This is a genomic window from Eisenbergiella porci (assembly GCF_009696275.1).
Lineage (GTDB): Bacteria > Bacillota > Clostridia > Lachnospirales > Lachnospiraceae > Eisenbergiella > Eisenbergiella porci.
This window is the reverse complement of sequence record NZ_VUMI01000033.1, coordinates 1-25,443: the sequence shown is the minus strand read 5'-3', so window position 1 is coordinate 25,443 and position 25,443 is coordinate 1. Positions and strand designations below refer to the sequence as shown.

Genomic DNA, 25,443 nt, shown 5'->3' with positions numbered 1-25,443 from the left:
GGCAAAAAGGACCTGCCAGCATCACCGGTACAGAAGCGCAAGATAATGCATAAGCTGTATCACCAGGTCCTCTTTTCCTTTGGGGCATTCCTCCATCAGCCGTTCAATCAGCTGGTTGGAATTATGCTCCCCTGTAATCAGGTAGGTAGGGTCAAGCTCTAAATGTTTCCTGACCAGCAAAATCCTTTCTATGGTAAGCTTCCTGTTTCCTCTTTCTATCTCTCCGTAATACGTTTCTGAAATTCCAAGCAGCTTTGCAGTCTGCTTCTGTGTCAGCCCCATTTTCTCCCTCTGGGCCCGCAGTCTGTCCCCAATATCCATCAACAGCTTAGATTCAGGCATTTCTTCCCCTCTTTCTCCGCTAAAACGCATACACTCTCCATAAATCCCTTCAAAAATAAATTACAAGGAATTTACCTCATCCGCCGTGCTTTGTCAACATGCGCAAAGCAGTAATCCATGGCGCACAGGGAAATATTTATAGTATCAAATTCAAGGAATTACATATTATTAGTATATTGAAAGATAATTTCCGTATTTATAGTCTTTTATATGGAGGTCGGAAAAAATATGGATAACATCTCGAAACTGGTTGGGGCCAGAATCAGAGGATTTCGGAAGGAAAAGCATTTAAGCCAGGAGGAGCTGGCAGAAAAATGCAATCTTCATCCCACTTACATCGGGCAGCTGGAACGCGGAGAGAAAAACCCGACAATAGAAAGTGTCATGAAGATATCCGACGGACTGCAGGTTCCCTTAGACCAGCTCTTTGCCAATGTCACTGCTGCCAACTTTCCTGCCATGGATTATATTCCGGATAAAATCATGTTTCTTGTAATGGAACTGACTCCCAAAGAACAGAAGATCATATATGAATTAATCCTTCTGGCATTGAAGCTTCGAAATTAAATAATGAATGACCTATGGTAACTGTGAAGGAACTGAACAGTTACAGCTTATGAAAAAATGCAGCCTCAGGTTTCTCTCCGGCTGCATTTTTCTGTAGGTTTTTATTCTGAAAACCGCAGACGAGGTTTACGCCACCCCACGTAAACACTGCTTCTGCGGTTTTCTTTCTTTTTTACCCGGACCCGGCAGCGCCGGAACCGGAATTATGTTTTATTTAAGCGAACGGATTTTCCGTAGGATACATCATGCCCTTAGGCTGGTTGAAGTTGATTTCATCCGTTTCAACACCGATGTATTTAAATACTTCATACAGAGCCTTTCCGAAATGTCCGAACGCAACTGCACCGTGGTGAGGATAGTTCTTCTCAACCAGGACATGACGGTAGAAGCGTCCCATTTCAGGAATGGCGAATACGCCGATTCCGCCGAAGGAACGGGTTGCCACAGGCAGAACCTCGCCCTGTGCGATGTATGCGCGCAGCTTGGCATCCGCTGTGCTCTGCAGACGGTAGAAGGTAATGTCCCCGGGGATGATATCTCCTTCCAGAGTACCCTGGGTAACTTCTTCAGGCAGGCTTCTTGCCATGATGAACTGATATTTCATCTCGCAGAAGGAAAGCTTGCTGGATGCGGTATTTCCGCAGTGGAAGCCCATGAAGGTATCTTTCTGGGTATAGTCATATTTTCCTTTGATGTCGGATTCAAACATATCTGCGGGAACCGTATTGTTGATATCCAGCAGAGTAACCACATCGTTGCTGACAACGGTTCCGATGAACTCACTCAGAGCGCCGTAAATATCAACTTCACAGGATACTGGGATGCCTCTCTTGGTCAGGCGGCTGTTTACATAGCAGGGAACGCAGCCAAACTGTGTCTGGAATGCGGGCCAGCATTTTCCGGCAACTGCTACGAATTCACGGCTTCCCTTATGTTCTTCGATCCAGTCAAGCAGGGTCAGCTCGTACTGAGCCAGCTTGTTTAAGATTTCGGGCTTCTTGTTTCCTGCACCCAGTTCTTCTTCCATATCCTTTACAACTTCAGGGATTCTCTCATCTCCTGCATGGTTGTTGAAGGCTTCGAACAGATCCAGTTCGGAGTTTTCTTCGATTTCCACACCCAGGTTGAACAGCTGTTTAATCGGTGCGTTGCAGGCCATGAAGTCTTTCGGACGAGGTCCGAAGGAAATGATCTTCAGGTTTCTTAAACCAACGATTGCCCTGGCAACAGGTGCGAATTCAGCGATCATATCAGCGCATTCGGAAGCAGTTCCCACCGGATATTCGGGAAGATATGCTTTCAGGTTGCGCAGCTTCAGGTTATAGCTTGCATTCAGAACGCCGCAGTATGCGTCGCCTCTGCCGCTTACCAGATTGTTTCCGGTTTCTTCCGCAGCAGCCACTACCATAGCCGGTCCGTCAAATTCCTTGATTAACAGGGTTTCAGGTGTTTCAGGTCCGAAGTTTCCAAGGTAAACCACGATTGCATTGCAGCCGGCTTCCTTCACGTCCGCCAGTGCTTTTCTCATATCGATTTCATTTTCGATACATACAGGGCACTCATAAAGACCGTCCCCATATTTTTCCTTGTAAGCTGCAACTACTGCTTTTCTTCTGGATACGGATAAATCCATAGGGAAGCAGTCACGGCTTACCGCTACGATAGCGATTTTTTCTTTCGGCATGTTGTTCATTTCTTTCCTCTCCTTTCGCGGCCATAGGCCGCACTAAAATCAGGGGAGAAGCGTCTTTTGCTTCTCCGGTGGGACACAAGGTGTCCCATCCTCTCCTTTCGCGGCCATAGGCCGCATTAAAATCGGCTTATTTTACACAGATGTTCTCGCCCTTCAGGCCGATATGGCATCCTTCGGGAAGGCCGCCCTCGGCATGTCCGATGAGCCATTTGTTCTTGGCAGTGATCAGCGCATCCTCGCCGCCTGCACAGTGGTTCTCATCCAGCGGCAGATTGGTTCCGTCGGGGAGAACGATAGCACAGCGGAAGCCTTCCTCCGTGCTGTTGCAGGGCGCATAGTGAAGTGTTGTTGCATAAAGCTCCACGCCCACACCCTTAGGAAGCAGAAAAGCTTCCACCTTAGAGGTATCGTAAGTATAGCCCTCTTCGATATCCTGCTGCCAGCCAAGCAGCAGAATCAGATCGGAAGCCGCCACGTCGATCTCTGAGGATCTATGGTACTCCAGCGCGTTCAGCTTGTAATTATTGCCGTTACAGAAGCCGATCTGGATCGGCATTTCCCCATAGGCAGTATCCTGAAGCTCCTTGTATACAGGAAGAGCCTCCAGTTGTTCCACGCTTGGCTCATAAACAACTTCCTGTGTACAGGGTGTCTTTTCCAGTTCTGCAACCAGAGCCGTAAAATCCACATTGTCCACTACCCTTCCGTATTTCCGGAAAGCGGCGTCCGTTACTTTCTTAATTTCCATCCCTCTTCTCCTTTCTTTTGTTCAGTCCATTTTTAGATTCAGCCGGAATCAGCCGGCATTATCAGCATTGAGAACATCCCTGCGCGGCTTTGCCCACAGCCGGGAACTTTTTTAAATAATCTTGTCAAACAGTTCTTTGCAGGCAGGATAAATCTGTCTGAACTGCTGATATCTTTCCTCATATTTCGCAGTCAGCTCCGGATCAGGCTCCACGGTTCCCACAACCTTCACCAGCTTGTCTGCGGCTTCCTCCACGCTTGCGAACTCTCCGCAGCCCACAGCCGCCAGAATCGCTCCGCCGTAGCCGGGTCCTTCTTCGCTTTCAATCATATCAACCTTAATGCCAAGCACGTTCGCCATGATCTTCTTCCAGAGAGGGCTCTTCGCTCCGCCGCCGCAGATCTTGGTTCTTTCAATATGTATTCCCAGAGACCTGGCAACCTCAAAGGAATCCCTCAGTGCAAAAGCAACGCCTTCCAGAACAGCCTGCGTCATATCAGCCCTGGTGGTATCCATGGTCATGCCGATGAAGGTTCCTCTTGCATTGGGGTTATTATGGGGAGAACGCTCTCCCATCAGATAAGGCAGGAAAAATACATGGTTTTCTCCCAGCTTTGTAATGGCCGCCTGCTCCGCCGCATAATCGCCTGTGCCGATGATATCATCCATCCACCACTTGTTGCAGGAAGCCGCGCTGAGCATGCATCCCATCAGATGGTATTTCCCGTCCGCATGGGCAAACGCGTGCAGCGCATTGTTGCTGTCCACGCAGAAGCTTCTGGAGGAAATAAAAATCGTTCCGCTTGTTCCCAGGGAAATATTGCACATGCCGTCGCCCACGGTTCCGGTTCCCACAGCCGCAGCCGCATTGTCCCCGGCTCCTGCAATCACCTTTACATTCCCGGGCAGCCCCAGCTCCTGTGCGATTTCGGGAAGCAGTGTTCCCACCACTTCATAGCTTTCAAAAATCTGCGCCAGCTGTTCCTTACGGATGCCGCAGATTTCGCACATCTCATCCGACCAGCAGCGGTTCTTCACATCCAGCAGCAGCATGCCGGAAGCATCGGATACATCCGTGCAGTGTACGCCGGAAAGCTTATATGCAAGGTAATCCTTGGGAAGCATAATTTTTTCTATTTTGGCAAAATTCTCAGGCTCTTTGTTCTTCACCCAGAGAAGCTTCGGTGCGGTAAAGCCTGCAAAAGCAATATTCGCCGTATATTCGGACAGCTTATCCTTGCCGATTACCTGATTCAGATAATCCGTCTCCTCACCGGTCCTTCCGTCATTCCATAAAATGGCCGGGCGGATGACCTGATCCTCCTTATCCAGAATTACCAGTCCGTGCATCTGTCCGCCAAAGCTGATGCCCGCCACCTGTGATTTGTCACATTCCGCAACCAGCTCCTTCAGGCCTGCCATGGTCTGCTCAAACCAGTCCTCCGGCTTCTGCTCAGACCAGCCCGGATGAGGGAAAAACAAAGGATATTCCTTTGAAACAATCTTCTTAATCTCTCCCTTTTCGTCCATCAGCAAAAGCTTGACCGCCGATGTCCCAAGATCTACGCCTATGTATAACATACCGCGCCTCCCGTCCTTTCCTTCTTAAATGCGGCTTTCAATGCGGCGCCTCAGCCAGCCTTCCGGCTTCCCCAAAAGCAATTGCCCGCATGCCGCCTGTTTTTTGTCCGTTCTTACGTGCTCGTGCACGTTACTTTCATAATAAATGATTTCCTCCCAAAAATCAATGGGGTTTGTCAAATTCGTTAAAATATACAATCCACCTTGTTTTTTGCGGCCTTTTGACATCCTCTTTTGTATAATCTGCTGTTTCGTGTTGCACGCACACGATTTTCACCCTTTGAAAATTGACTTTGACCGTTTATTATGTTACGGTTATGGAAAGTGTAACTGCAAAGTTGCATACAACTGCAAGGTTGCATACAACCATCGGATAACCGGAATTTACATTGCCATAAGAATCCGGAACATTTCTGCCGGGCGTCTGCCGCGGGCGTCCTGTCTGGCAGACGGGAAAATATTCGTTTTTCTTTGAATTCACCGTTTAACCCGCCGCCAGCAGAAATAATCAAAGTCCCCGCTGTAAGCAATGGGGTATCAAATTTGCAGCGCTGCAGAGCAGCGGGGCATTTGACCCTCGCGGCAGTCGCCAAATATCCATGCAAGCATGGCTGCTTGGTTCTGCCCGCGGGAATAAAAAAGAAATCAGAGGTGAACCAGGCATGGCTACGATTAAGGAAATTGCCGAGCTGGCCGGAGTCTCCAGAGGAACGGTTGACCGGGTCCTGAATAACCGCGGGGCGGTAAATCCCAAGACGGCCCGGAAGGTACTGGAAATAGCCCAGGCGCTTGATTATAAACCGAACAGGGCCGGCATCGTGCTTGCCGCACAGAAAAAGAACCTGAAAATCGGGGTAATTTTGTTCGATACGGGAAATCCGTTTTTTAATGATGTGATAGAAGGGGTAAATAAAAAGGCGGAAGAGCTTGGCGGATATAACTGCTCCGTCCTCATTTCACGCGTGGGCTTCGACCTGCAGGCCCAGCTGGACGCCATGGACAGGATGGCGGCCCAGGGCGTGAACGGCATCGTGCTTTCCCCCTATAACGATCCGCTCATTGCCGGCAAGATCAATGAGCTGAGTGAAAAAGGCATCCCCGTGATCACCACCAATACGGATATTGAAAACTCCGCCCGCCTGGCCTACGTAGGCTGCAACTTCTACCGTTCCGGGGAAACCGCCGCGGGACTGATGCATCTGATGTCGGACGGGGAGGTCTACGCGGGAATTATCAGCGGTTCCTCCAAGGTACTCTGCCATACGGACCGGATTGCGGGCTTCAGGGACCGGGTGCAGTCACATTATCCTGGCATCCACATCGTGGATACGATTGAAAACAGCGACGATGAATTTGAAAGCTATGACGGCACGCTGCGGCTGCTTGGAGAGCATCCGGAAATTAACGCCCTTTATTTTGCGGCGGGCGGCGTATACGGCGGCTGCCGGGCGGTGCTCGCTTCCGGGCGGCGCGACATTACCATCATTTCCTGCGATAAGGTTCCCACCACAAGGGATATGGTGCTTCAGGGAGTCATCGCCGCCACCATCTGCCAGCAGCCCCTCATTCAGGGCACCAGGCCTTTAGATCTGATGTTCTCCTGCCTTACCACCGGGGAAAAGCCGGAAAAGGAATACCATTATACGACGGTGGACATCCGTATCCGGGAAAACATCTGACTTATGCGGCAGCAGCCGGCAGAAAGCATTTTTCAAACACGATCTTGCGTCAGGACATCTTTTCAGTTCATTCCTGCTGCAAAAAAGTCGTTCCGTGCGGCAGACCAACCGGTTCACCTGCACGGAACGGCTTTTTTTGTGTGATTTCAGACTATTGTCCTGTTACTCCCCTCATACAGGCCACTGCGTATCAGACGGAGGAAGCTCTTCCCCCCTGGTCAGATAGAACCGGTCGAACCGCATGCCTGACGCCATGGAATACACCTGCAGCGTATGGCTGCCTTTTTCTAACAGGCATCTGGCCGCAGGGACCCATCTGTAAATCTGCTCCGCCTCATAACGGTGCAGCGCCCCGCCCCGGTACAATTCTTCTTTGGCTAACGGATGTCCGTCCACTCCCATGGCAAAATAAGCCTCTTCCATCACATCGAATTTGGACAGCATCCAGACGGTGTATTCCCCGCCTTCACACTCCAGCTGATAACTGAGGGAAGGCGCTTCGGACGGCTCCTTCCACGACAGCCCCGGTGTCCTGACATACATGGCCAGCCCGCTGCGCCCATAGGATTCACTGCCGCAGTGCTGCCATAGCCCTCCGTCCGCGTGGGCAAACCTGCTCTGCGCCAGGGCCGCCGCCGCATCAATCCGGATGCTGCCGTTATTTTCCGCAAACGGATGCTCCCCTTCCTGTAAAAAGAAGCCTGGCTCCACCGTCTTGGCATACCGTTCCGGATACAGGATCCTGCTTGTCACCGCCAGCCCGTCATCCCCGCATTCCGCCGGGGCGTATTCCACCGGCCGGGGCTTAAGCGTCAGCTTCCCGTAAAAATCCTCCGTCCACCGGTCCGCGTCCCAGTCCCAGGGAAGCTCCTGCGCTCCGGTAATCCCCGCCAGATTGTTTTCCTTTCTCTCCTTCGTATAAATCACGAATCCGGAAAAAGCAAAATATTTATCCACCGCATACAGGGAAATCCGGTGTAAGCCGGCCTTCATCGCCTGGAGGGACAGATACAGGCGATCCACATTGTTAAGCACGTTTTTCTTCCAGTTTCCACGCCACTCGTCATTGGAATACGATTCCAGTATCCGCACCGGCCCTTCGTCCACGGAAACACCTATCCTGATCCGGCCGGTGGAATCCAGCAACGGGAACCGGTGAAGCTCCAGCAGGAATTCCCCCTCACTGGCGGCATACACCTGATAACAAAGAGGCGCCGAAAAACCACTGTCCTCCCTGACGGCCTCCATAAGGCTCCCCCGGCATCTGCCCAGCCGCTTTATGACGTGAAAGTAAGGGGAAGAAACCGTACTTTGCGCCGAAACGGCCTGCACGCAGATACAGCCGTCCTCCTCTGTATTTTCACAGACCTGTGCCGGAGGCTCTGTTTTTACCGGAATCCTCACCTCGCTGCAGTCCGAAAGATCCTTTACAAGAATCTCCCCTTCCCTGGCGGCGGTACAGTCCTCCACCCTGACCAGAATCCTTTTTTCCGTCCGCACGCTTCCGCTGTTTTCAGACAAAGTCATCCAGTCCGGCGCGGTTATGGTAAAATCAAAGCTTTCCTGTCCCGCATTTCCCAGCTCCAGCCATTTTACGCCGGGCTTCCTGAACACAGGCTCCGTTTCCTCGTTCCATAAATGCGTCAGCATTCCCCGCTCTCCGATAGAAAGCGGCGGCGTACAGACGGGCATCTGCGCGGCGCGCGGCGGCGGGAAGCCCTCCGGGTTCAGGATGCCGTCCCATTTTCCATCAGCCATCACCTTATTATAGTACAGAAGCATCTTCCTCCTGGCATCGTCAAACTGCATGGATTTCTTCGTATAATATGCGGCGGCCTGCATTTTTCCCTGCCTGTACGCAAGTGTGCTCCTGTCGCCATAATAAAACTGCAGATTCGTAAAATATCCCGCATGGATACGCATGAGAACCAGCTGGAAAAAGGCGTCCTTTTCCTTTTCGGGAAGCGCTTCGTAAATGGCGTTTCCGCGGGCAAAAAGCTCCTCATATTTATGGATACGCACTACGGCCTCGTCTCCGTAGGCAGTCTGGGAAAAAGCATCATAGTCCATATTTTCCAGCTTTCTTACATTGGTAAGCTGGGAAAAATCATTCAGGAGCGCTGAAACCTCTTTCCCGATGCCGCCCTCAAAATTACGGTCGATCCAGTCTGCCACATAAGCGTCCACATCCTCCGTCAGCGCATTTTCACTGCCGATTTCCCAGGCCAGGCGCAGGAAAAATTCAATTTCCTGCTCCAGCGGCTTCATGGCGCCGCTGTTTAGCACCCACAGCTTGCGGATTCCCTCATTATAAGCCTTCTGCAGCTCATTTCTCGTGTGGGCCAGCGGTATGGAGCAAAGGAACACATAGGACATGCTCGGGGGCGCCCAATAGGAATTATGATAATAAATACCGTTGCCTCCGCTGCGTTTTTTCTCCTTTTCGGAAGGGTATCTGCGGATATAGCCGTAATTGTCGTTCGCCCAGACAAGCGTCATATCCTCCGGCACCTCAAGGCCGTGGTCATACAGATCCAGAACCTCTTTATATGGAATAAAGGTCATCATCGTATCATGGCCCAGCGTATCCCTTAAAATACTGCGCTGATCCCGGATAATGGTTTCCAGAAGCTCCACCTTGGCCTGCCGTTTTTCCTCCTCGCTTTTGTTTTCCAGCCCCCTCGTCTCAAAGCCGGAATCATGGATGCCGCGCATCCCCAGCGTATAGCAGACCTCAAAATCCTGATTCTGTTCCACGCTCTCCCGCCAGTATTCCTGCAGGATTTCCCGGTTTCTTCCTGGTACGGAATAGTCGTAAACCGCATCCTGGTATCCCTTTTTTGCTATCCAGGGACGCCATTCCCGATTGTTAGATCGCATCAGCATATCGCAATGGGAGGTTCCCACCACAATGCCCATGCGTTCCGCCAGCGCGCCGTTTTCCCGTTTACTGTTGAAGGAATTGACATGCATGGCAGGCCATATGTAGTTTGCCTTTAACCGAAGAAGCAGCTCAAACACCTTTTCATAGGTCTTCACGCCGATGGTTTCCTCGCCCATGTGCTTCTTTACCCAGGCCTCCAGCTCTTCCTCATCATTGATAAAAATCCCCCTGTATTCCACGGAAGGGTGATCCGTCCTGAAAAAATCCTCCGGCAGACGGATTTCCTGCTTTTCCTTCACCGGTACATCCGCCCAGAAATACCAGGGGGAAACGCCGATTTTTTCACAGAATTCGTAGATGCCGTAAATCGTTCCCCTTCTGTCGCTGCCCGCAATGATCAGCCTTCCTTCCCGGACACAGAGCAGATACGCTTCCTTTACAAGTACGCCTTTTTCATCCCGCAGGAAGTTTCCGGCAATTCTGTCAATGTCCTCACACATTCCGATTGTTCCGATACGGATTTCGGAATAATTTTCCGCAGAATCCACTTCCGGAACGGCTGTCTGTGCGTACTCGTCGCCCTGCAGTCCTCCTCCCAGAACCTTTTCCAAATCCTTTTCCAGATTGGAAGCCGCAATTTTTACCGCATCGGATTCCTTATCGCTTATCCTGATCCGGTATTTCTGTCCGCGTTTTATGTAAAAATCCATACGTTTCTCCTTTCATCCTCTCCGGCTGATATCACCTCATGTCTGTATGATATTTTGTAACTGTTCAGTACCCCTCACAGTTACTGCTAAAATCCATCCTAAATCGCCTTTGGCGATGGATTTTAGCACTCTTGAATCACTTTCTTACGGTCAGCGCAGTAAATGCGCTGACCTGCTGAACAGTTACGATATTTTCATCATATCATACAGTGGGTATTTTTCTGCAACATTATTGGCAAAAACATTGCGTATCTTGACTTTATATTCTGACTTTATACTTTTACTTTATATTTACACTTTTATATTCACTTCGTACTTTGGCTTTGCAGCTTCAACCGCCGTCCCATTCATCCGCTGATTACCATCAGGGCTGCTCCTTCTCCCTGTTTCGGATCAAAAAACGCCTCCCGCCATATCCTTTCCGGCGAAGAACCGGAAAATACGGCGGGAGGCGCATTATCTTACTGCTTAAGCCCCGGGCTTCTGTTTATTTAACTACAGTAAGGGAAGTGATATGGGGATTTACGCCCTCATACCAGTACAGGAAACCTTCCATATCAACGGTCTGGCCGATTTCCAGAGACTGTACAGCCTTGTATACATCGGTTGTTTTATCACACAGGTAGGATTCCACGGTGAAGGTGTAGGTTTCTCCGTTATAGGAAACGTTGAAATATAAGTCGTCGCCTTCTGTACCGGAACCGTCCCAGTTATACAGGTAAGCCACATCATTGCCGTCGGCATCCTGTCCGGCAGCCTCTACCGTCATGCCCTTAAAGGTAACAAACTGGTTCTGATGGTCGATCAGGCCGTCGGTTCCCAGCATATCGGTAACATCCAGCGCGTCGGCGATAAACTCATCCCCTTCCACGAATTCAAAGGTTGCATCCATCAGCTCGATTTCTCCGGACCATTCTGACTTGTAGCCTGTTACACGGATCTTGGTTCCCGGAACAAGACGCTCATAGTCTTCCTCTGAGCATGCCATATTGTACAGGAAATAAGCGCCGTCCTTATCCTGGCTGTAAACGGTGGCCTTATCCTCCCACCAGGACTGCTTTGCCTGGACATAAGTCTCGATTACCACCTGGGAATCCAGATCGGCAGCCATATACTCTTCATAGGTCATAACCCCGGCAGCGGTGTCTGTGGTGACCGTCTCAGCCACCGTTGTGGTTTCTTCCACTGCAGCCGCCGGCGTACTCTCTTCCTGAGCGGTCTCTGCTGTGGTGCTCACTGCTTCCGAAGCAGCGGTTGCCGCCGGCTCCCCTGTCTTTGCACAGCCGGCAACGGCCAGTGCCATGGAAAGCGCAAGCGTAAGAACGATAGTCTTTTTCATAATTCTCTCCTTTGTGAATAAAGTTTTAAAAGCTGCAGGAACTCAGGTTTCCCAAGCCCCTTCATGAGTTATTATAGCTTAAAAATAAAAGAAATCAATGGTCATGTCTCATTTTTTCTTCTCCATCCAACAATCAGATAGGCCAAAATCAGTATCCAGGCCGCCGCAAGGGAGGAAAGCAGCGCCACGGCAGTGCCCGGGAGCGGACCCAGATCGGTTTTTGCGGCGGTCTGTGAGGCGCGTTCATTTAAGTGGTAAAGGGCCGTCACGTCGGAAAAAAGCTTGTCCATGTAGGCATCGTTGATCTCTTCCTTCCTCCTGGCGGATTTTGCCACATTCTCAATCAGCTGTCCGGCAGCGTCCCGCAGGGAAGCGGAACCGTTGAATACCGGCGTGGTGAAGGTATCGTCCGTATGGGAAAGCAAAAGCTGGGAAGCCTTGATTTTCACGTCATAATAATTATCATTGTCCTCACCGGCCCGGGACAGATAGTCCTGATACTCTTCGGATTCCCTCGCGGTTCTGGTAACCGGCACATACCCTTCCGTCTCCGCATAGGCCGTCTGTACCCCGTCGGAAAGCAGGTACTGGGCAAAAAGCCAGGACGCCAGGACCTCCTGGGGATCCTCCTTATTAAAGATACAGACGGAAGGCCCCTGGGAAATCATCTGCGGATTCGCGGGATCAAACTGCGGAATCATCATCACCTCGGTTTCAAAATCCACCAGGGCTTCTTCACTGATATCGGTAAGAGGCGCATCGGTCCCCATCCAGGTAGCGCCCGCAGTGGAATCTATGGCAAAAATGCACTGCCCGGCATTTAAGAAGTTAGCCGGATAGCTGGAAATTTTGAAAGTGGAAAAGGCGCCGCTTTTCACATGTCCCGCGATGGTATACAGAAGCTCTTTGGCCGTATCGTTAAACAGCTCAATCCGGCCGTCCTCCGTGGAATACCCCGCCCCCTTCTGTTTCAGCATCTGAATCATCATATTGTCCGTGGACTTATAGAGGAAGGGAATCATCACACTCTGTCCGTTGACGAGGAAATTCCCGTCCGCATCCTTTTTCGTGGCGGCCTCGGAAACCTCCCAGATGAAATCCCAGGTCAGCGTTTCCGGCAGGGTATAGCCCAGAGCCTCCACATAGGTCTTATTCACATAGCAGGCCTCCGTGGATCGCATATAGGGAATGGCATAATGGCGGCCGCCAAAGGAACACTCCTCCAGGAACTGTGGTATCAGCTCCTCCTGCACTGGAGAATCAAACCTCACCTCACTGCCTCCCAGCCCATACTTTTCATCTGAAAACAGGCCGTCCAGGGGAACCACCACGTTGTCTCCGGTGAGATAGGTTGCGATGTGATCCGGGTAGCTGATGCAGACATTGGGGGTGGTCCCGGTGGAAATATTGGTTATGACATCGTTATATATTTTCCCGTAATCCGTGTACAGCCGCAGGTTTACCGTGATGTTGGGATAGAGCTCCTGAAAATCCTCAATCGCCTTTTTATAAATATCCGTCTGCCTCTTATTGGTATCGTTTTTCGCCCAAAAGGTAATCTCATGCTGCTTTGCGGCATCAAAGGCCTCCGGCACCGTAAAGTCCGTGTTTTCCCTGGAACCATGACAGCCGGTAAGCAGGAGCGCGGAGGCTGTCAGCACAGCCGCGGCAAGCGCACCCGCCCGGCCCTTCTTAAATAAGCGCTTCATCCCTTCAGCCCTCCCCGTGACACACCGGCCATAATTTTTTTCCGGAATACTAAAAACAGCAGGATCAGGGGAATGGAAACCACCACAACCGCCGCCATCATTGCCGGGATATTCTCGCGTCCGAAGCCGTTTTCCCGGATTTCCTGGATTCCGCCGCTGACCAGATAGTAAGCGGGTTCGTCCGTAATCAGCCGCGGCCATACGTAGGAATTCCAGCACTCGATTACCTTCAGGATGATGATGGTTATCAGCGTCGGCCAGCACATGGGAATCATAACCTTCCAGAGGAACTTAAAATCCGAGGTGCCGTCCACCTTTGCCGCCCGGTACAGCTCATCGGGCACCTGTTCAAAATTTTCCTTCAGCAGATAGATGTAAAAAACCGACGTAACCGACGGCAGGATCAGTCCCATGAAAGTATTGCGCATCTCCCAGGAGGTGATGGTCGCAAAGTTGGTGATGACCACCAGCTCGCCGGGAATCATCATCAGGGAAAGAAAGAGCGTGAAAATCAAATTCTTCCCCCTGAATTCCAGCCGCGCGAAGGCGAAGGCCGCCAAAGTGATGACCACTACCATAAGCGCCGTAGTGATGACCGAAAAAATCACCGTATTCACGAGGTAGCCGCCCAGAGGCACCTGCGTAAATGCATCGGCGTAGTTTTCCATGGTCGGAGACAGGGTGAAAAAGGCGGGAATGCGCTCCGCATTATAGGAGCCATAGCTCTTCACCGAGGTCAGGAGCATCCAGTAAAAAGGAAACAGGACGATAACTCCCCACAGCGAAAGCAGCACATACGTCACGATCCGTCCGATCCGCGCCCGCCGTCCGGCCCTCAGTTCAATTTTTTCAAAAAAAGTCCGATTATCCATAAATCCGGCCTCCTCAGTAATGAACGTGTTTTTTGCTCACCAGCAGATTGATGCAGGTAATGGTAAGGACGATGGCAAACAGTATAATGGCCGCCGCCGAGGCGTAGGAGGGGAAGCCGCCGCTGTCGCCGTAGAGCATGTCGTAGACATAGCCCACAATGGTGTTCATGCCCGCCGCATTCAGATCCGTGCCGAACAGCGCCACCGCATCGCTGTACGCCTTGAACGCGCCGATGAAGCCGGTGATTACCAGATAAAAAACCATGGGGGAAATCATGGGCAGGGTTATCCGCGTAAAGGTACGCAGCTTTGAGGTGCCGTCCACCCGGGCCGTCTTATAATAATCCTGGTTTACGGAGGCCAGCGCGCTGGTCAGGATCAGGATTTTAAAGGGCATGACCACCCATATGGTATAAAAACACAGGACAAACATCTTGGCCCAGTAGGGGCCGTCGATAAAATCAACGGACGGGCCGCCGAACAAGCCAATCAGCAGGTTGATGAGCCCGTCGGTATACTCTGTCTTCTGGAACAGAATCATGAATACCAGGCCCACCGCCAGCGTATTGGTCACATAGGGCAGGAAAAAAACGGTCTGGTACAAATCCCGCAGCGCCCTGATGGAGCTTAAGCCCAGAGAAATCAGAAGAGCAAGCCCCGTGGAGAGGGGAACGGTGATGATAACCAGAAGGAAGGTGTTTTTTACGGCCTGCAGGAAATAAGGATCGTGCAGCACATAGGAATAATTATAAAGGCCTGTCCCGAAATAGGTCTGGGAGGCGAAATTATACCCCTCCTCCGCGGAATAGACGAACACGTCAATCAGCGGATAAATCATAAATATACTGAGAAATAAAAGCGCCGGCAGAAGATACAGCCAGGCTTTCATGCCATGTCGGTTCATAAGCGGCTCCTTTTATCTGACCTGAAAGGGAATACGTGCTTCCGTCTGCGGGTCGAATAAATATACTTTTTCAGGTTTCAGGGCAAAACGGACCTTCTCTGCATCCGGGTCAGCCAGCTGCGAGGCATCTACAATCGCACGGAAGGAAGCGGCTTCGCAGTCCGGGTGAGAAGCTACGACGCTGCTTTCACGGCCCATCACCTCCACGCCCGCAAGGCTGCAGCAAAGAGGCCCGTCCTCCCGGAGCAAAAAGCCCTCCGGACGGATTCCGGCCAGCACCTTACCATCCGCCGCCCCGGGCACCGGAAGCACCGGTATGCCGCCGATGCAAAGCTTCCCATTGCATACTTCGCCCCGGAAAATACCGATAGGCGGTGTTCCAAGGAACTTTGCCACAAACAGGTTCTGCGGATTGTCATAGACCTCCTGGGGCTTTCCAATCTGCTGCAGAAGCCCGTCCTTCATGACCACTATCAGATCGGAAATGCTGATGGCCTCCTCCTGGTCATGGGTTACGAACACCGTGGTGATTTTCGTCGCTCTCTGTATTTTACGGATTTCCTCCCTGGTCTGCAGGCGCAGCCTGGCATCCAGGTTGGAAAGAGGTTCATCCAGCAAAAGCACCTGGGGCAGCTTTACCAAAGCCCTGGCGATGGCCACGCGCTGCTGCTGGCCGCCGGACAGCTCCCCGGGCTTGCGGTCCATCAATTCGTCAATCTGCACCAGCCTGGCGGCATCCTCCGCCCTGTTGTTCATTTCAGCCTGGGTCAGCTTGTCCTTTCCCTTCAGATTTTCCAGGGGAAAAAGGATATTTTTCCGTACTGTCATATGGGGATAAAGCGCGTAATTCTGGAATACCATGCCCACGCCCCGCAGCTCCGGCGGCAGTGCGGTCACGTCCCGGCCGCCGAAGAATATCTTTCCGGCCGTAGGCTTTTCCAGGCCGCAGATCAGATTCAGCGTAGTGCTCTTCCCACAGCCCGACGGTCCCAGCAGACCGATTAACTGTCCATCGGGTATTTCAAAGGTAAAATCATTGACGGCGATGACCTCGCCGGGATTTTTTCTGTTCCTGTTTGGAAATTTTTTAGTGAGATTCTGCAATTCGATTTTCATGCCTCTCCTCCCTTCACACATTCCGAAGATCATTATATCGCATCCTGCCAAACAATTCCAGTAACAGTTCCGCCATTTTCCCACCTGCTTGACTTTCATTTCCCCGTGTATCATACTGTTTTATTATAGCCGTGAAGCCGTCTGCGCCGGGAGGAGATATGCGTGTTCCTTTCGTTTTCCCTTGCAGCCAGGCGCGGCAGTCACTGCCGCAGGGAGGATATATGGATGGTCGATGAAATTATAACCGCATATTACCAGCTGGATTCCGAATTCGGCTATGATTTTGTATATAATATAGATAACACACCGAAAAATGACGCGGAATTCAAGCTGCATAATCATGATAATCTGTATGAAATAAATCTGTTTCTTTCGGGGAATGCGGAATTCCATATAGAAGGGAATATTTACAGGGCGCACCCCCACGATATTTTTATTGCCAGGCCTTATGAAATGCACCATAACGTGTTTCTGTCTTCTGATAAATATGAAAGAATCGTTATTTTTATCAGCCTGGATTTTTTCCACAGGAACCGGTGCGGGGAGCTGGAAGCCTTTTTCCGGGAGCGTTCGCTGGGCATGGGCTGCCAGATCCCTGCGAAAATTGTGGACAGGGAAATGTACCAGCTGCTTATGAAGGTCAACCGGTATCTTCAGGAGGGCGCCTTTGAAATTGCCAAATGTGTGCTGCTGGAATTTCTGTATCTGTTAAACCATATCGATGAGCCGCTGACCCTCCCCACGGTTGAGGATGAGCGGGTTAAAAATATTCTGCTCCATATCAATGAAAACCTGACCGGGGATCTTTCCCTGGACTGCCTGGCGGAGACATTTTTTATCAATAAATATCATCTCTGCCGGATTTTCAAGACAATAACGGGCTACACCATCAACCAGTATGTGAACCACAAACGGCTGCTGCTGGCAAACGAGCTGCACAAAAAAGGGCAGTCCCTGCTGGAAGCCAGCACCAACGCAGGCTTTAACAGTTATGCCCATTTCTACAGAATGCATAAAAAGGAATTCGGGACGAACCCGCGCTCCCAACGCTGAAAGGCGTCCGTAAAGCCCGATTATTTTCCCCGCACCGCGCCGGCCAGCCAGAAAATAAAGTACAGCACAATATCCACAATGACGATGCTCGCCCCCGCCGGCGTTGCCAGAAGGAAGGATACGGTCATTCCCAGGATAAAGCTGACGACGGATACGGCCACCGCGCAAAGAATCACGCTGCGGTAGCGCTTGCACACCCGCATGGCGGTGAGCGCCGGGAAAATAATCAGGCTGGAAATCAGGAGCGCCCCCATCATCCGCATGCCCAGCACTACCGTCACCGAGGTGAGCACTGCCAGAAGCATGTTGTAAAGGCCGGTCCTGATTCCCGTAGCCCTGGCAAAAACCGCATCAAAGGTCACGGCAAAAATCTTATCGTAAAACAGCAGATAGAGCACCAGCACGATAACGGACAGCACTACGCTCAATACCACGTCGCTTTTGCTCATGGCAAGAATCGATCCGAACATATAGCTGTTCAAATCCGAATTCATTCCCGTGGTCACGGACACCACCATAACGCCCACCGCCAGCGCGCCCGTGGAAATCATCGCAATGGCGGCATCTCCCTTCAGCCTTCCGCTGTCGCTTAAGCGAAGCAGGATAAAAGCGGCCAGGATTACCACCGGCACCGCCACAGCCAAAGGCGCCATATTCAGCGCGGAAGCCACGGCCAGCGCGCCGAAGCCCACATGGGACAGGCCGTCCCCAATCATGGAATAGCGCTTCAGCACCAGGCTGACCCCCAGAAGGGACGCGCACAGCGACACCAGGATACCAACCAGGAACGCCCGCTGCATGAAAGGGTATGAAAACATTTCAATAATATATTCAAGCATCTGCCAGACCTCCCAGAAATTTTTTCCCGAAGCCGCTCTTCCCATAGTCCTGTGTGGTTCCGAAAAAGTAGCCGCCTTGGGAAAGGTGCAGAATATGATCCGCATGCTCCACCGCTTCCCTGATGTCGTGGGAAACCATAATAATCGTAATATCGTGGTTTCCGTTCAGATCATCAAGCATGGCGTAAAATTCCTCCGTTGCCACCGGATCCAGCCCGGTAATCGGTTCGTCCAGTAAAAGCAGCCGCTTGGTGGCGCACAGAGAACGGGCCAGAAGCACTCGCTGCCGCTGGCCGCCGGAGAGATCCTGAAAGCTCTTGTTTTTCAAATCACCGATTTTCAGAAGCTCCATGTTATCAACCGCTCTTTTTTTCTCCGCCGCACCAAAGCCCGGCTTCATGCCACGGCTGTTCAGGCAGCCGGAAAGCACCACCTCATAGACGGATGCAGGAAAATCCTTCTGCACCGCGTCCTGCTGGGGCACATAGCCGATCTGCGTGGCCTTCAGCCCGTCTCCCGTGACAATTTCACCGCCCGCCGGTTTTTTCAATCCCAGAAGGCCCTTGATCAGCGTTGTTTTCCCGGTGCCGTTCTCTCCGATGATACACAGGTAATCTCCTGCGTTCACCTGAAAATCAAGGCCGGATACCACAATCTGGTTTTCATATGCAAATGATACATTTTTACATGTTATATAAGACATTTTCATTCCTTTCGGCCGCCGCTTCAGGGCCGGCTGGCTGTCCTTCGCCAGATGCAGGCAGGGCCGCTACAATTATTCGTTAAGCGCCAGCTTAAGCTGCTCCAGATTCTGCCGCATCAGCGAAAAGTAATTTTCCCCCCGCTTCATTTCTTCCCTGGTAAGGGTATGGCAGGAGTGCAGCATGGCGGTCCTGGCTCCGGTTACCTCAGCTATGGCATCCGCCACCTTGGCATTGGAAAGCTCCAGATAAAATACCACCGGAATATGCTCCTCCTTCACCTCATCCGTAAGGAAGGCGATGGTCGCCGCACTCGGCTCCGTTTCAGAGCTGCAGCCGGGAAAAGCCGCATAATAATCCAGGCCATAGGTTTTCACCAGATAGAGAAAGGGGAAACGATCCCCAAAGATTACCGTATGGCGCTTTGCCTCTCCTATTACCCGGCGGTAATCGCTGTCCAGACTGCGCAGCTGCTCCAGATAGGCCTTGGCATTCTCCTCATAAATTCCGGCGCGGTCAGGATCGATGGAGATGAGCGTATCCCGGATTTTTTCCACAATCAGAATGGCGTTGGCAGGGGAGGTCCATACATGCTCATCATATTCCCCTTCCTCCAGATGCACGCCTGCATCCTCTGCAAAAGCCTCTGTTCCGCCGGCCGTCTCTTCAGCCGCCCCATTTTTAAGCGCCTCTTCTTCATGGTCATGATCGTGCTCCCTGGACTGCATACCCTCCGCGGTTTCCTCTTCCAAAGGCTCGACCCATTCCAGAAGGCTGTGGGCGTGGACACGGGAATCATTGCCTTCCAGCAGCTCCTCCACCCATACGTCAGATTCTCCTCCGGCATACAGAAACAGATCACTCTCCGTTATCCTTATGATATCCCGGGGCGTAGGCTCATAGGAATGAGCCTCCATTCCCGGTTTGAGCAGCATATCCGCCTCCACATAATCCCCGCCTATCTGACGGACAAAGTCATATGGCGGAAATATGGTGGTAATTACCTGTATTTTGGGCCTGCCGTCGGGAGCCGTCCGGGCGGCCTCCTTTTCCTGCCCTGCCGCGCCGCAGCCGGCCAGAGTCAGGGCCGTAAGAAAACACAGAATCAGCGGGACTATTATCGCTGTCAGTCGTTTCTTCATTTCTTTCCTTTTCTGTAACTGTCCGTATTCTTTACAGTTACCGTTTTCTTCTATATTCAGAAGCAGATTTTTTCAGTTCCTCCAGTGTATCATGGAATTTATGGGAAGTCATGGTGGGGTTGCCCTTCAGCATGTTTCTCTTGATGAAGTTATGGATAAAGGACTGCTCCTTTTCCTCTCCCACCCGTTTGTTTCCGATAAATCTGTCACGCAGCTCCAGGATTTCTTCTCTCTTTTCCTTCAGCAGCTCGGAAGCAGGAAGCGCTTCACGAAGCTGGGCAAAGGCCTCTTCTATTGTCCCCACAAGCTCTTCCCTGCGCTCCAGGCGTTTTTCCTTCTTGGCTTCCCGTTCGTCGTTTGCCACGGCGATAAGTACGTCCAGACGCTTCTGCATCCGCTCCAGCTCCTGCTTGGCCTGTTCCGCCTTAACAAGGATATCGCGCAGATCCATGGCAGCCTGGAAGGAAGTAACGAAGTCGGCGATAAAGTATAACGATATCACCGCAACAACAAGCAGCAGCACTTTATGCGGAATCAACATGGCGATATGCTCCACCGGCTTATGGATGAACTGTGTCATTAAAATCGTGAGAAGCCCCCAGCAAAGCGTGGATTCCAGGCATATCTGCCCCTGGAAATTTAATTTTTTATGGGAATAATCCCAGTAACGCACCTTAAACAGCGCCTCCATCACCACCCCTGTTATATATTCCAGTACGGTGGCGCCGATACAGCCGGCAATATATATCCCCACCAGATTTCCCTTCATGGGGCTGGATACCAGGAGCATCATAATCGCTCCCGAACCGTACAGGGGAAGAAAAGGCCCGCGGATAAATCCCCGGTTCACCAGTTTTTTCTGACAGATAGATACATAGGTAGATTCAAAACACCATCCGAAAAAGCAGTAAAAATAAAAAAAGAAAAGCCACTGTGACAATGTATAGTGATACATGCTGTTTCCTCCCTCGTATTCTCAAGGCTTTCAGCGGTAAACTCCCGCCGCGGCATTCAGCCTGCCCTTTCTGGTTTCCCCGACAGCACCGTAGTAAAGGAACCGTCCGTAGCCTCTTGCGCTCACCATATCCCCGCTTTTGAGCTGGCAGCTGTTGTTTTCGCAAAGCCTTCCATTGATGTATACCTTTTTTGTCCGGAAGAGCTCCAGGCTCTGATTCCTGGACAGCTGGTACAGCTTGGCAAGAATGGCGTCCGCCCGTTCGCTGGAAATGATCAGGGAAACCCTTTCCGGCTCCCTCACCGGCGCTTCCATCCCCTCCGCCGCCGTCTCACAGCGCACATTGGTATGCTTTACCTTCGTCAGGTTCTCACAAAGCCAGGGCGCGATCCGCTGGGTGCAGTAAACCCACGCATGCCTGCCTTCCAAAAAAATATCGCCCACCGTACTTCTGTCAATTCCCAGGTTCATCACAGCGCCCAGGAAATCCCGGTGGGTAAAATTATCCGCAAATTTTTCCAATAACGGGCTGACCTTCAGCGTCTCTATGGGATACAGTTCCTCATATCCCAGCTCTTCCGGAGAGCCGAAGCGGGCCATCTGCCTTTCACAGCCTTCGCTGCCGCCCCACAGGCTGAAGGAATAGCCCTTCTGCGTATTCATCGCTTCAAATAAGGCTTCCTGCTCCGCCATGGACAGGAAGCCTGTAAAAGTAAAAATATTCTGTCTGTATGATTTTTCTGCCAGTTCCAGAAAACGTTTCTTTAACTGCTGCAGATCTTTTTCTGTTTCAGCCGACATTTGTCCCCCTGATTAAACAAAGCTGATGACTTTTTCCTTGGGCGCTTTGGCCTTTACCACGCTGGTGGCATGGAGCACAGGTCCCTCTCCGCCGTAATCAGCCCAGTATTCCTTTGAAACCTTCGCGGTCACCTTCACCCAGTCCTGTTCCTTAAAGCTGTCCGCATCCCTGGAAATGCAGACAAAGCCCAGGAAAGCTATATCTTCCGCACAGCAGGTCATCGCCATGCGGCCCGGCACGAAATGATCCTTGGGGAACCCGTCCGGCTTCATGACCATCGCCGTAAACTGCACATTTTTTCCCACATAACGGTCAAGATGATCCAGGGAATCAATATACCAGATTCCATATCCCATATCGTCCAGTACAATGGGATCGCTGTTTAAATCAAACGGAAGGTCTTCTTCGAAAATCTCGTCAATTTCACCATTGCTGTCTTCAAAAATAATGTCCGCCTGCTGGTTGATGGCCTTTACGTTGCGCTTATAGCTGTTCAGATCCTCCAGCCCGTCGCAGCGGTTGAAAATAATCATCTCCGAATTCCGGAGCATTTCCGCAAGCAGAGACTTCATGTTGGTAAAATACATGGAAAAGGTGGACGCGTCTATTGTGGTTATCTGCTGCTCCACACGCCAGTGCCAGGGAAGCTTCATATTTTTAAAGTTCCACATGCCGTTGTATTCTATGATGATGCGTTCCGGTTTGATTTTTTTCTCCAGGTTCAGCAGGTTCTCCGGGGTAAAATCCTCCTCGTTTTCGATAAGCTCCATCACGGTGTTGCTGCGCTTTAACAGCGCCGGATCATATTCATTTTCGCCCTCTTCACAGAGAATGAGCAGCGTCTTTCCCTTGATCTGAAAATAGGACTGATCCAGCGTATACGTAATAAATTCTGTCTTTCCGCTTTCCAGAAAACCATTAATGATATATACAGGTTTCACAATTATCCCTCCTGCATACCGCAGGCCTGCCTGCGATACTGCATCAATCAGCAGGTTGAAGGGAACCCTTCAGGCCTGCCATTTTCTTATCTTAATTTTTTGTAACTGCCCGTTGCCTTCACAATTACTTTTACAGCTGTTCCGTTCCTTCACAGTAATCGTGCGTTGCTTTATTTTCTGTCAAAAAGCTCCGCCAGCGCCGCTTCGTTCAGCTTGGATCCGATTACGCAGAATTTTCCGGTTACGTCCGGCTTTCCTTCTCTTACATTGCTCTCGCCGGGCACATAATCAAAGTATACCCAGGTTCCGTCCCCTGCAGGCACCATGCCCTTTGCACGGAGTACGAAGCCGTATTTCTTCTCATCCTCCAACGCTTCCAGGATATCGGAAATCTCATCCTTCGTGTAGGATGCAGGCGTTTCGGTTCCCCAACTGGTGAACACCTCGTCCGCATGATGGTGATCATGGTGGTCATGATCATGTCCGCAGCCGCAGCCGCAGCTGCAGCCTTCGCCGTGATCGTGATGGTGGCCGTGGTCATGGCCTTCGTGCTCGTGGCCTTCATGGTCATGGTCTTCATGATCGTGATCGCAATGCTCATGGCCTTCATGATCATGTTCTTCATGCTCATGGTCTTCATGATCGTGGCCGCAATGCTCATGGTCATGATGCTCATGCTCTCCATGGCAGCACTCCCCGTCGTGATGATGGTGATGGCCGGACTCCTGTTCCTTCAGAACCGCCTCCATCAGCTCTTTTTCCAAATCCTCGCCGCCTTCAATTGTTTTGAGGATATCCTTTCCGTCCAGCTGCTCTATTGGAGTGGTAATAATGGTTGCTTTGCTGTTATGCTCACGAATCAGTTCCACAGCCTGCTGTATCTTCGTTTCTGATGCCACATCCGTCCTGCTCAGGATAATGGTTCCCGCATGTTCTATCTGATTGATGAAAAATTCACCGAAGTTCTTAATATACAGCCTGCACTTGGAAGCATCCACCACTGCAACTGCGCTGTTGATTGTTACCTCGCTTCCCATGTCCACATTCTGTACCGCCTTCACCACATCGGAAAGCTTGCCCACACCGGAAGGCTCAATCAGGATCCGTTCCGGATGATACGTATCCATAACCTCCTTCAGGGATGTCCCAAAATCGCCTACCAGTGAACAGCAGATACATCCTGAATTCATCTCCTTGATTTCAATACCGGATTCTTTCAGGAAACCGCCGTCAATGCCGATTTCACCAAATTCGTTTTCAATCAATACTACCTGGCTTCCTGCCAGGGCTTCCTTCAAAAGCTTCTTAATTAATGTAGTTTTTCCTGCTCCCAGAAAACCTGAGAAAATATCTATTTTTGTCATATTACACCTCTCTCTCCGCTGTGACGGCTCTTAAGCCTGCAAACACCTGGCCCTGGTCCCGGCCTGTATTACTCAGCTCAGCCTGCGGCTATTTTATATCATAAGGATGCCTTTGATCGCATCCTCTATATTTTGCCCCGTTTTCCTCAACTTGTCAACTCTCATGCATGCCCGAATTAATGAACTGATAATAAAACGCAATAGTTCCACACATATTATAAAATTTATGTTAATTCCAGCTTTTCCCATCAGGCGGCTTAATATTCCTCAGTGTTCCTCATTCTTCCAAATACTTCCTCATATGCTTCATTTACCGTCTCCATAGAAAGCGCCGCCGCGTCATTTCCACTGCCGCCCCCCAGCATACCCACAAAATTTCCATTGCCGTCAAAAACACCGCCCCCTGACATTCCGGGTTTTGCCTCACATTCCAGGACCATGATATCGCTTCCAAACTCCTCGCGGTACCATGCCTTATCCTTTAAAACAGCATGTCTGGCCTCATCTCCCACGCCGTCCTCAGAGCATCCCAGCACCACAAGGGGACTTTCCGCATCCAGGGTATCAAAAATCCTCTGATGCAGACTGACCACCAGCATTGTCTTTTCCGCTGCATCAGAGGAAGCTCCATTCACTTTTTCTTTTTCCGGTAAATCCTCCGGCACTACTACAAAACCAATATCCTTAACCTGACATAGGCCCTCCGTCTTCCCGGAAGTCTCCCTTCCATCCGGAAGAACCACCCGAAGCAACTCCCCTTCTTCCAGCAAATGTCTGCTGGTCACAATAACTATCCCTTCCTCCGCAACATCCCAGATCACGCCGCTTCCGAAATACTCTGCGCCGTTTCCCTGCACATCCAGCCGGACTACGCTTCGTTCCGCCTGTTCCTGTGCCTTTTCCACATTTTCACCATCCAGGCTTTTTGCAAACCCTACGTTGTCCAACCCGGCACCATCAAGCATGCCTTCAGCCGCTTCCTGACTCTCCACCATAGTTTCCTTTTCAGAATTATTTTCTTTTTTATTTGCACAGGCCCACGGAGTTACCATAGCCGCTGCTGCAGTGAAAGCCAGCAAAATCCAGAAAACTATAGTTTTTATTCGCTCCTTCATTAATTACCTGTTTCCTCCATTTTTATTATAGGTATGTGAGACTGTATATCTTAATGTATGAGGCTCTTGCAAGCCTCGACTACAGCAAAAATGATCGGCTCTCTGGTGCAGGAATTTCAATCCACGAGGCTCTTGCAAGCCTCGACTATTACTCCGCTCAAAACTTATGACCCTCAAAACATTTCAATCCACGAGGCTCTTACAAGCCTCGACAGCAATACTATACAACATCTATCTTATAAAGCCAAGTAATAACACACCAGCGCCGAAAGGCGCTGGCAGGTTGTAAATAATCCTCTCGATACTTTTATACTTAAATATTTATTTTCCACATCGCTACGCCCTTTTCATGTTTTTATCCACACCCTTTAGGCATTCGTAGCCTTC

The 25,443-nt window shown here is 50.9% G+C and carries 22 protein-coding genes; 3 read left to right on the top strand and 19 right to left on the bottom strand.

Annotated elements, in window-relative coordinates:
* Positions 1-21: 21 nt before the first annotated feature.
* The gene (locus FYJ45_RS18410) at positions 22-342 is read right to left on the bottom strand and encodes a helix-turn-helix domain-containing protein (RefSeq protein ID WP_195841879.1); all 321 of its coding nucleotides are present in this window, start codon (positions 340-342) and stop codon (positions 22-24) included.
* Between the two features lie 228 nt (positions 343-570).
* Here FYJ45_RS18410 and FYJ45_RS18405 point away from each other — a divergent pair, with 228 nt between their 5' ends.
* Positions 571-909 (top strand): helix-turn-helix domain-containing protein, encoded by a 339-nt coding sequence (locus FYJ45_RS18405; RefSeq protein ID WP_025491401.1) that lies wholly within the window; start codon positions 571-573, stop codon positions 907-909.
* Between the two features lie 214 nt (positions 910-1,123).
* Here the strand turns inward: FYJ45_RS18405 and FYJ45_RS18400 are convergent, their stop codons facing one another.
* The 4 genes from FYJ45_RS18400 to FYJ45_RS18385 form a co-directional block, all read right to left on the bottom strand.
* Complete coding sequence (locus FYJ45_RS18400; protein WP_025491400.1) at positions 1,124-2,602, bottom strand: L-fucose/L-arabinose isomerase family protein; 1,479 nt, start codon at positions 2,600-2,602, stop codon at positions 1,124-1,126.
* 127 nt (positions 2,603-2,729) lie between these two features.
* On the bottom strand, positions 2,730-3,350 hold the full coding sequence (locus tag FYJ45_RS18395) for a DUF4867 family protein (protein ID WP_021639865.1): 621 nt from the start codon (positions 3,348-3,350) through the stop codon (positions 2,730-2,732).
* Positions 3,351-3,461: 111 nt separating this feature from the next.
* The gene (xylB, locus tag FYJ45_RS18390) at positions 3,462-4,931 is read right to left on the bottom strand and encodes a xylulokinase (RefSeq protein WP_154466442.1); all 1,470 of its coding nucleotides are present in this window, start codon (positions 4,929-4,931) and stop codon (positions 3,462-3,464) included.
* A gap of 24 nt (positions 4,932-4,955) precedes the next feature.
* The gene (locus FYJ45_RS18385) at positions 4,956-5,159 is read right to left on the bottom strand and encodes a hypothetical protein (protein WP_154466440.1); all 204 of its coding nucleotides are present in this window, start codon (positions 5,157-5,159) and stop codon (positions 4,956-4,958) included.
* A 434-nt stretch (positions 5,160-5,593) separates the two neighbouring features.
* Here FYJ45_RS18385 and FYJ45_RS18380 point away from each other — a divergent pair, with 434 nt between their 5' ends.
* Entirely contained in the window at positions 5,594-6,610 is a 1,017-nt protein-coding gene (locus tag FYJ45_RS18380; RefSeq protein WP_025491398.1) for a LacI family DNA-binding transcriptional regulator, read from the top strand.
* A gap of 171 nt (positions 6,611-6,781) precedes the next feature.
* On the opposite strand, the gene FYJ45_RS18375 is transcribed toward FYJ45_RS18380, so the two are convergent.
* The 6 genes from FYJ45_RS18375 to FYJ45_RS18350 all read right to left on the bottom strand — a co-directional run bounded on the left by FYJ45_RS18375 (position 6,782) and on the right by FYJ45_RS18350 (position 16,144).
* On the bottom strand, positions 6,782-10,204 hold the full coding sequence (locus FYJ45_RS18375) for a glycosyl hydrolase 115 family protein (protein WP_154466438.1): 3,423 nt from the start codon (positions 10,202-10,204) through the stop codon (positions 6,782-6,784).
* A 487-nt stretch (positions 10,205-10,691) separates the two neighbouring features.
* A complete protein-coding gene (locus FYJ45_RS18370) occupies positions 10,692-11,543 on the bottom strand; it encodes a hypothetical protein (protein WP_154466436.1) in 852 nt (283 codons plus the stop codon).
* 101 nt (positions 11,544-11,644) lie between these two features.
* Positions 11,645-13,252, bottom strand: coding sequence for an ABC transporter substrate-binding protein (locus tag FYJ45_RS18365; RefSeq protein ID WP_154466434.1), 1,608 nt, complete (start codon positions 13,250-13,252; stop codon positions 11,645-11,647).
* Positions 13,249-14,124, bottom strand: coding sequence for a carbohydrate ABC transporter permease (locus tag FYJ45_RS18360; RefSeq protein ID WP_154466432.1), 876 nt, complete (start codon positions 14,122-14,124; stop codon positions 13,249-13,251). Before FYJ45_RS18360 ends, FYJ45_RS18365 begins: the two co-directional genes overlap by 4 nt.
* 13 nt (positions 14,125-14,137) lie before the next feature.
* The gene (locus FYJ45_RS18355) at positions 14,138-15,028 is read right to left on the bottom strand and encodes a carbohydrate ABC transporter permease (RefSeq protein WP_154466430.1); all 891 of its coding nucleotides are present in this window, start codon (positions 15,026-15,028) and stop codon (positions 14,138-14,140) included.
* Positions 15,029-15,040: 12 nt separating this feature from the next.
* On the bottom strand, positions 15,041-16,144 hold the full coding sequence (locus FYJ45_RS18350; RefSeq protein ID WP_154466428.1) for an ABC transporter ATP-binding protein: 1,104 nt from the start codon (positions 16,142-16,144) through the stop codon (positions 15,041-15,043).
* Between the two features lie 225 nt (positions 16,145-16,369).
* Here FYJ45_RS18350 and FYJ45_RS18345 point away from each other — a divergent pair, with 225 nt between their 5' ends.
* Entirely contained in the window at positions 16,370-17,197 is an 828-nt protein-coding gene (locus tag FYJ45_RS18345; RefSeq protein WP_154466426.1) for a helix-turn-helix domain-containing protein, read from the top strand.
* A gap of 20 nt (positions 17,198-17,217) precedes the next feature.
* Here FYJ45_RS18345 and FYJ45_RS18340 read toward each other — a convergent pair whose 3' ends face one another.
* The 8 genes from FYJ45_RS18340 to FYJ45_RS18305 all read right to left on the bottom strand — a co-directional run bounded on the left by FYJ45_RS18340 (position 17,218) and on the right by FYJ45_RS18305 (position 25,056).
* Positions 17,218-18,036, bottom strand: coding sequence for a metal ABC transporter permease (locus FYJ45_RS18340; RefSeq protein ID WP_154466424.1), 819 nt, complete (start codon positions 18,034-18,036; stop codon positions 17,218-17,220).
* Positions 18,029-18,739, bottom strand: coding sequence for a metal ABC transporter ATP-binding protein (locus FYJ45_RS18335; protein WP_154466422.1), 711 nt, complete (start codon positions 18,737-18,739; stop codon positions 18,029-18,031). The genes FYJ45_RS18340 and FYJ45_RS18335 overlap by 8 nt, the downstream gene beginning before the upstream one ends.
* Positions 18,740-18,811: 72 nt before the next feature.
* Positions 18,812-19,879: a metal ABC transporter substrate-binding protein gene (locus FYJ45_RS18330; protein ID WP_154466420.1), complete on the bottom strand. Its 1,068-nt coding sequence runs from the start codon at positions 19,877-19,879 to the stop codon at positions 18,812-18,814.
* A gap of 37 nt (positions 19,880-19,916) precedes the next feature.
* The gene (locus tag FYJ45_RS18325; protein WP_154466418.1) at positions 19,917-20,834 is read right to left on the bottom strand and encodes a putative ABC transporter permease; all 918 of its coding nucleotides are present in this window, start codon (positions 20,832-20,834) and stop codon (positions 19,917-19,919) included.
* A 30-nt stretch (positions 20,835-20,864) separates the two neighbouring features.
* Entirely contained in the window at positions 20,865-21,635 is a 771-nt protein-coding gene (locus FYJ45_RS18320) for a YlmH/Sll1252 family protein (protein WP_154466416.1), read from the bottom strand.
* A gap of 12 nt (positions 21,636-21,647) precedes the next feature.
* On the bottom strand, positions 21,648-22,577 hold the full coding sequence (locus FYJ45_RS18315) for a TIGR03943 family putative permease subunit (protein ID WP_276890534.1): 930 nt from the start codon (positions 22,575-22,577) through the stop codon (positions 21,648-21,650).
* A 170-nt stretch (positions 22,578-22,747) separates the two neighbouring features.
* Positions 22,748-23,941, bottom strand: coding sequence for a CobW family GTP-binding protein (locus FYJ45_RS18310; RefSeq protein ID WP_154466412.1), 1,194 nt, complete (start codon positions 23,939-23,941; stop codon positions 22,748-22,750).
* A 257-nt stretch (positions 23,942-24,198) separates the two neighbouring features.
* A complete protein-coding gene (locus FYJ45_RS18305) occupies positions 24,199-25,056 on the bottom strand; it encodes a S1 family peptidase (RefSeq protein ID WP_154466410.1) in 858 nt (285 codons plus the stop codon).
* Positions 25,057-25,443: the final 387 nt, after the last annotated feature.

Coding starts and splice junctions, on each gene's coding strand:
- FYJ45_RS18405 (WP_025491401.1), top strand. CDS start 571: ATGGATAACATCTCGAAACTGGTTGGGGCCAGAATCAGAGGATTTCGG.
- FYJ45_RS18335 (WP_154466422.1), bottom strand. CDS start 18,739: ATGTCTTATATAACATGTAAAAATGTATCATTTGCATATGAAAACCAG.
- FYJ45_RS18330 (WP_154466420.1), bottom strand. CDS start 19,879: ATGAAGAAACGACTGACAGCGATAATAGTCCCGCTGATTCTGTGTTTT.
- FYJ45_RS18365 (WP_154466434.1), bottom strand. CDS start 13,252: ATGAAGCGCTTATTTAAGAAGGGCCGGGCGGGTGCGCTTGCCGCGGCT.
- FYJ45_RS18400 (WP_025491400.1), bottom strand. CDS start 2,602: ATGAACAACATGCCGAAAGAAAAAATCGCTATCGTAGCGGTAAGCCGT.
- FYJ45_RS18320 (WP_154466416.1), bottom strand. CDS start 21,635: ATGTCGGCTGAAACAGAAAAAGATCTGCAGCAGTTAAAGAAACGTTTT.
- FYJ45_RS18370 (WP_154466436.1), bottom strand. CDS start 11,543: ATGAAAAAGACTATCGTTCTTACGCTTGCGCTTTCCATGGCACTGGCC.
- FYJ45_RS18375 (WP_154466438.1), bottom strand. CDS start 10,204: ATGGATTTTTACATAAAACGCGGACAGAAATACCGGATCAGGATAAGC.
- FYJ45_RS18410 (WP_195841879.1), bottom strand. CDS start 342: ATGCCTGAATCTAAGCTGTTGATGGATATTGGGGACAGACTGCGGGCC.
- FYJ45_RS18395 (WP_021639865.1), bottom strand. CDS start 3,350: ATGGAAATTAAGAAAGTAACGGACGCCGCTTTCCGGAAATACGGAAGG.
- FYJ45_RS18360 (WP_154466432.1), bottom strand. CDS start 14,124: ATGGATAATCGGACTTTTTTTGAAAAAATTGAACTGAGGGCCGGACGG.
- FYJ45_RS18350 (WP_154466428.1), bottom strand. CDS start 16,144: ATGAAAATCGAATTGCAGAATCTCACTAAAAAATTTCCAAACAGGAAC.
- FYJ45_RS18325 (WP_154466418.1), bottom strand. CDS start 20,834: ATGTATCACTATACATTGTCACAGTGGCTTTTCTTTTTTTATTTTTAC.
- FYJ45_RS18340 (WP_154466424.1), bottom strand. CDS start 18,036: ATGCTTGAATATATTATTGAAATGTTTTCATACCCTTTCATGCAGCGG.
- FYJ45_RS18305 (WP_154466410.1), bottom strand. CDS start 25,056: ATGAAGGAGCGAATAAAAACTATAGTTTTCTGGATTTTGCTGGCTTTC.
- xylB (WP_154466442.1), bottom strand. CDS start 4,931: ATGTTATACATAGGCGTAGATCTTGGGACATCGGCGGTCAAGCTTTTG.
- FYJ45_RS18355 (WP_154466430.1), bottom strand. CDS start 15,028: ATGAACCGACATGGCATGAAAGCCTGGCTGTATCTTCTGCCGGCGCTT.
- FYJ45_RS18345 (WP_154466426.1), top strand. CDS start 16,370: ATGGTCGATGAAATTATAACCGCATATTACCAGCTGGATTCCGAATTC.
- FYJ45_RS18310 (WP_154466412.1), bottom strand. CDS start 23,941: ATGACAAAAATAGATATTTTCTCAGGTTTTCTGGGAGCAGGAAAAACT.
- FYJ45_RS18385 (WP_154466440.1), bottom strand. CDS start 5,159: ATGTCAAAAGGCCGCAAAAAACAAGGTGGATTGTATATTTTAACGAAT.
- FYJ45_RS18380 (WP_025491398.1), top strand. CDS start 5,594: ATGGCTACGATTAAGGAAATTGCCGAGCTGGCCGGAGTCTCCAGAGGA.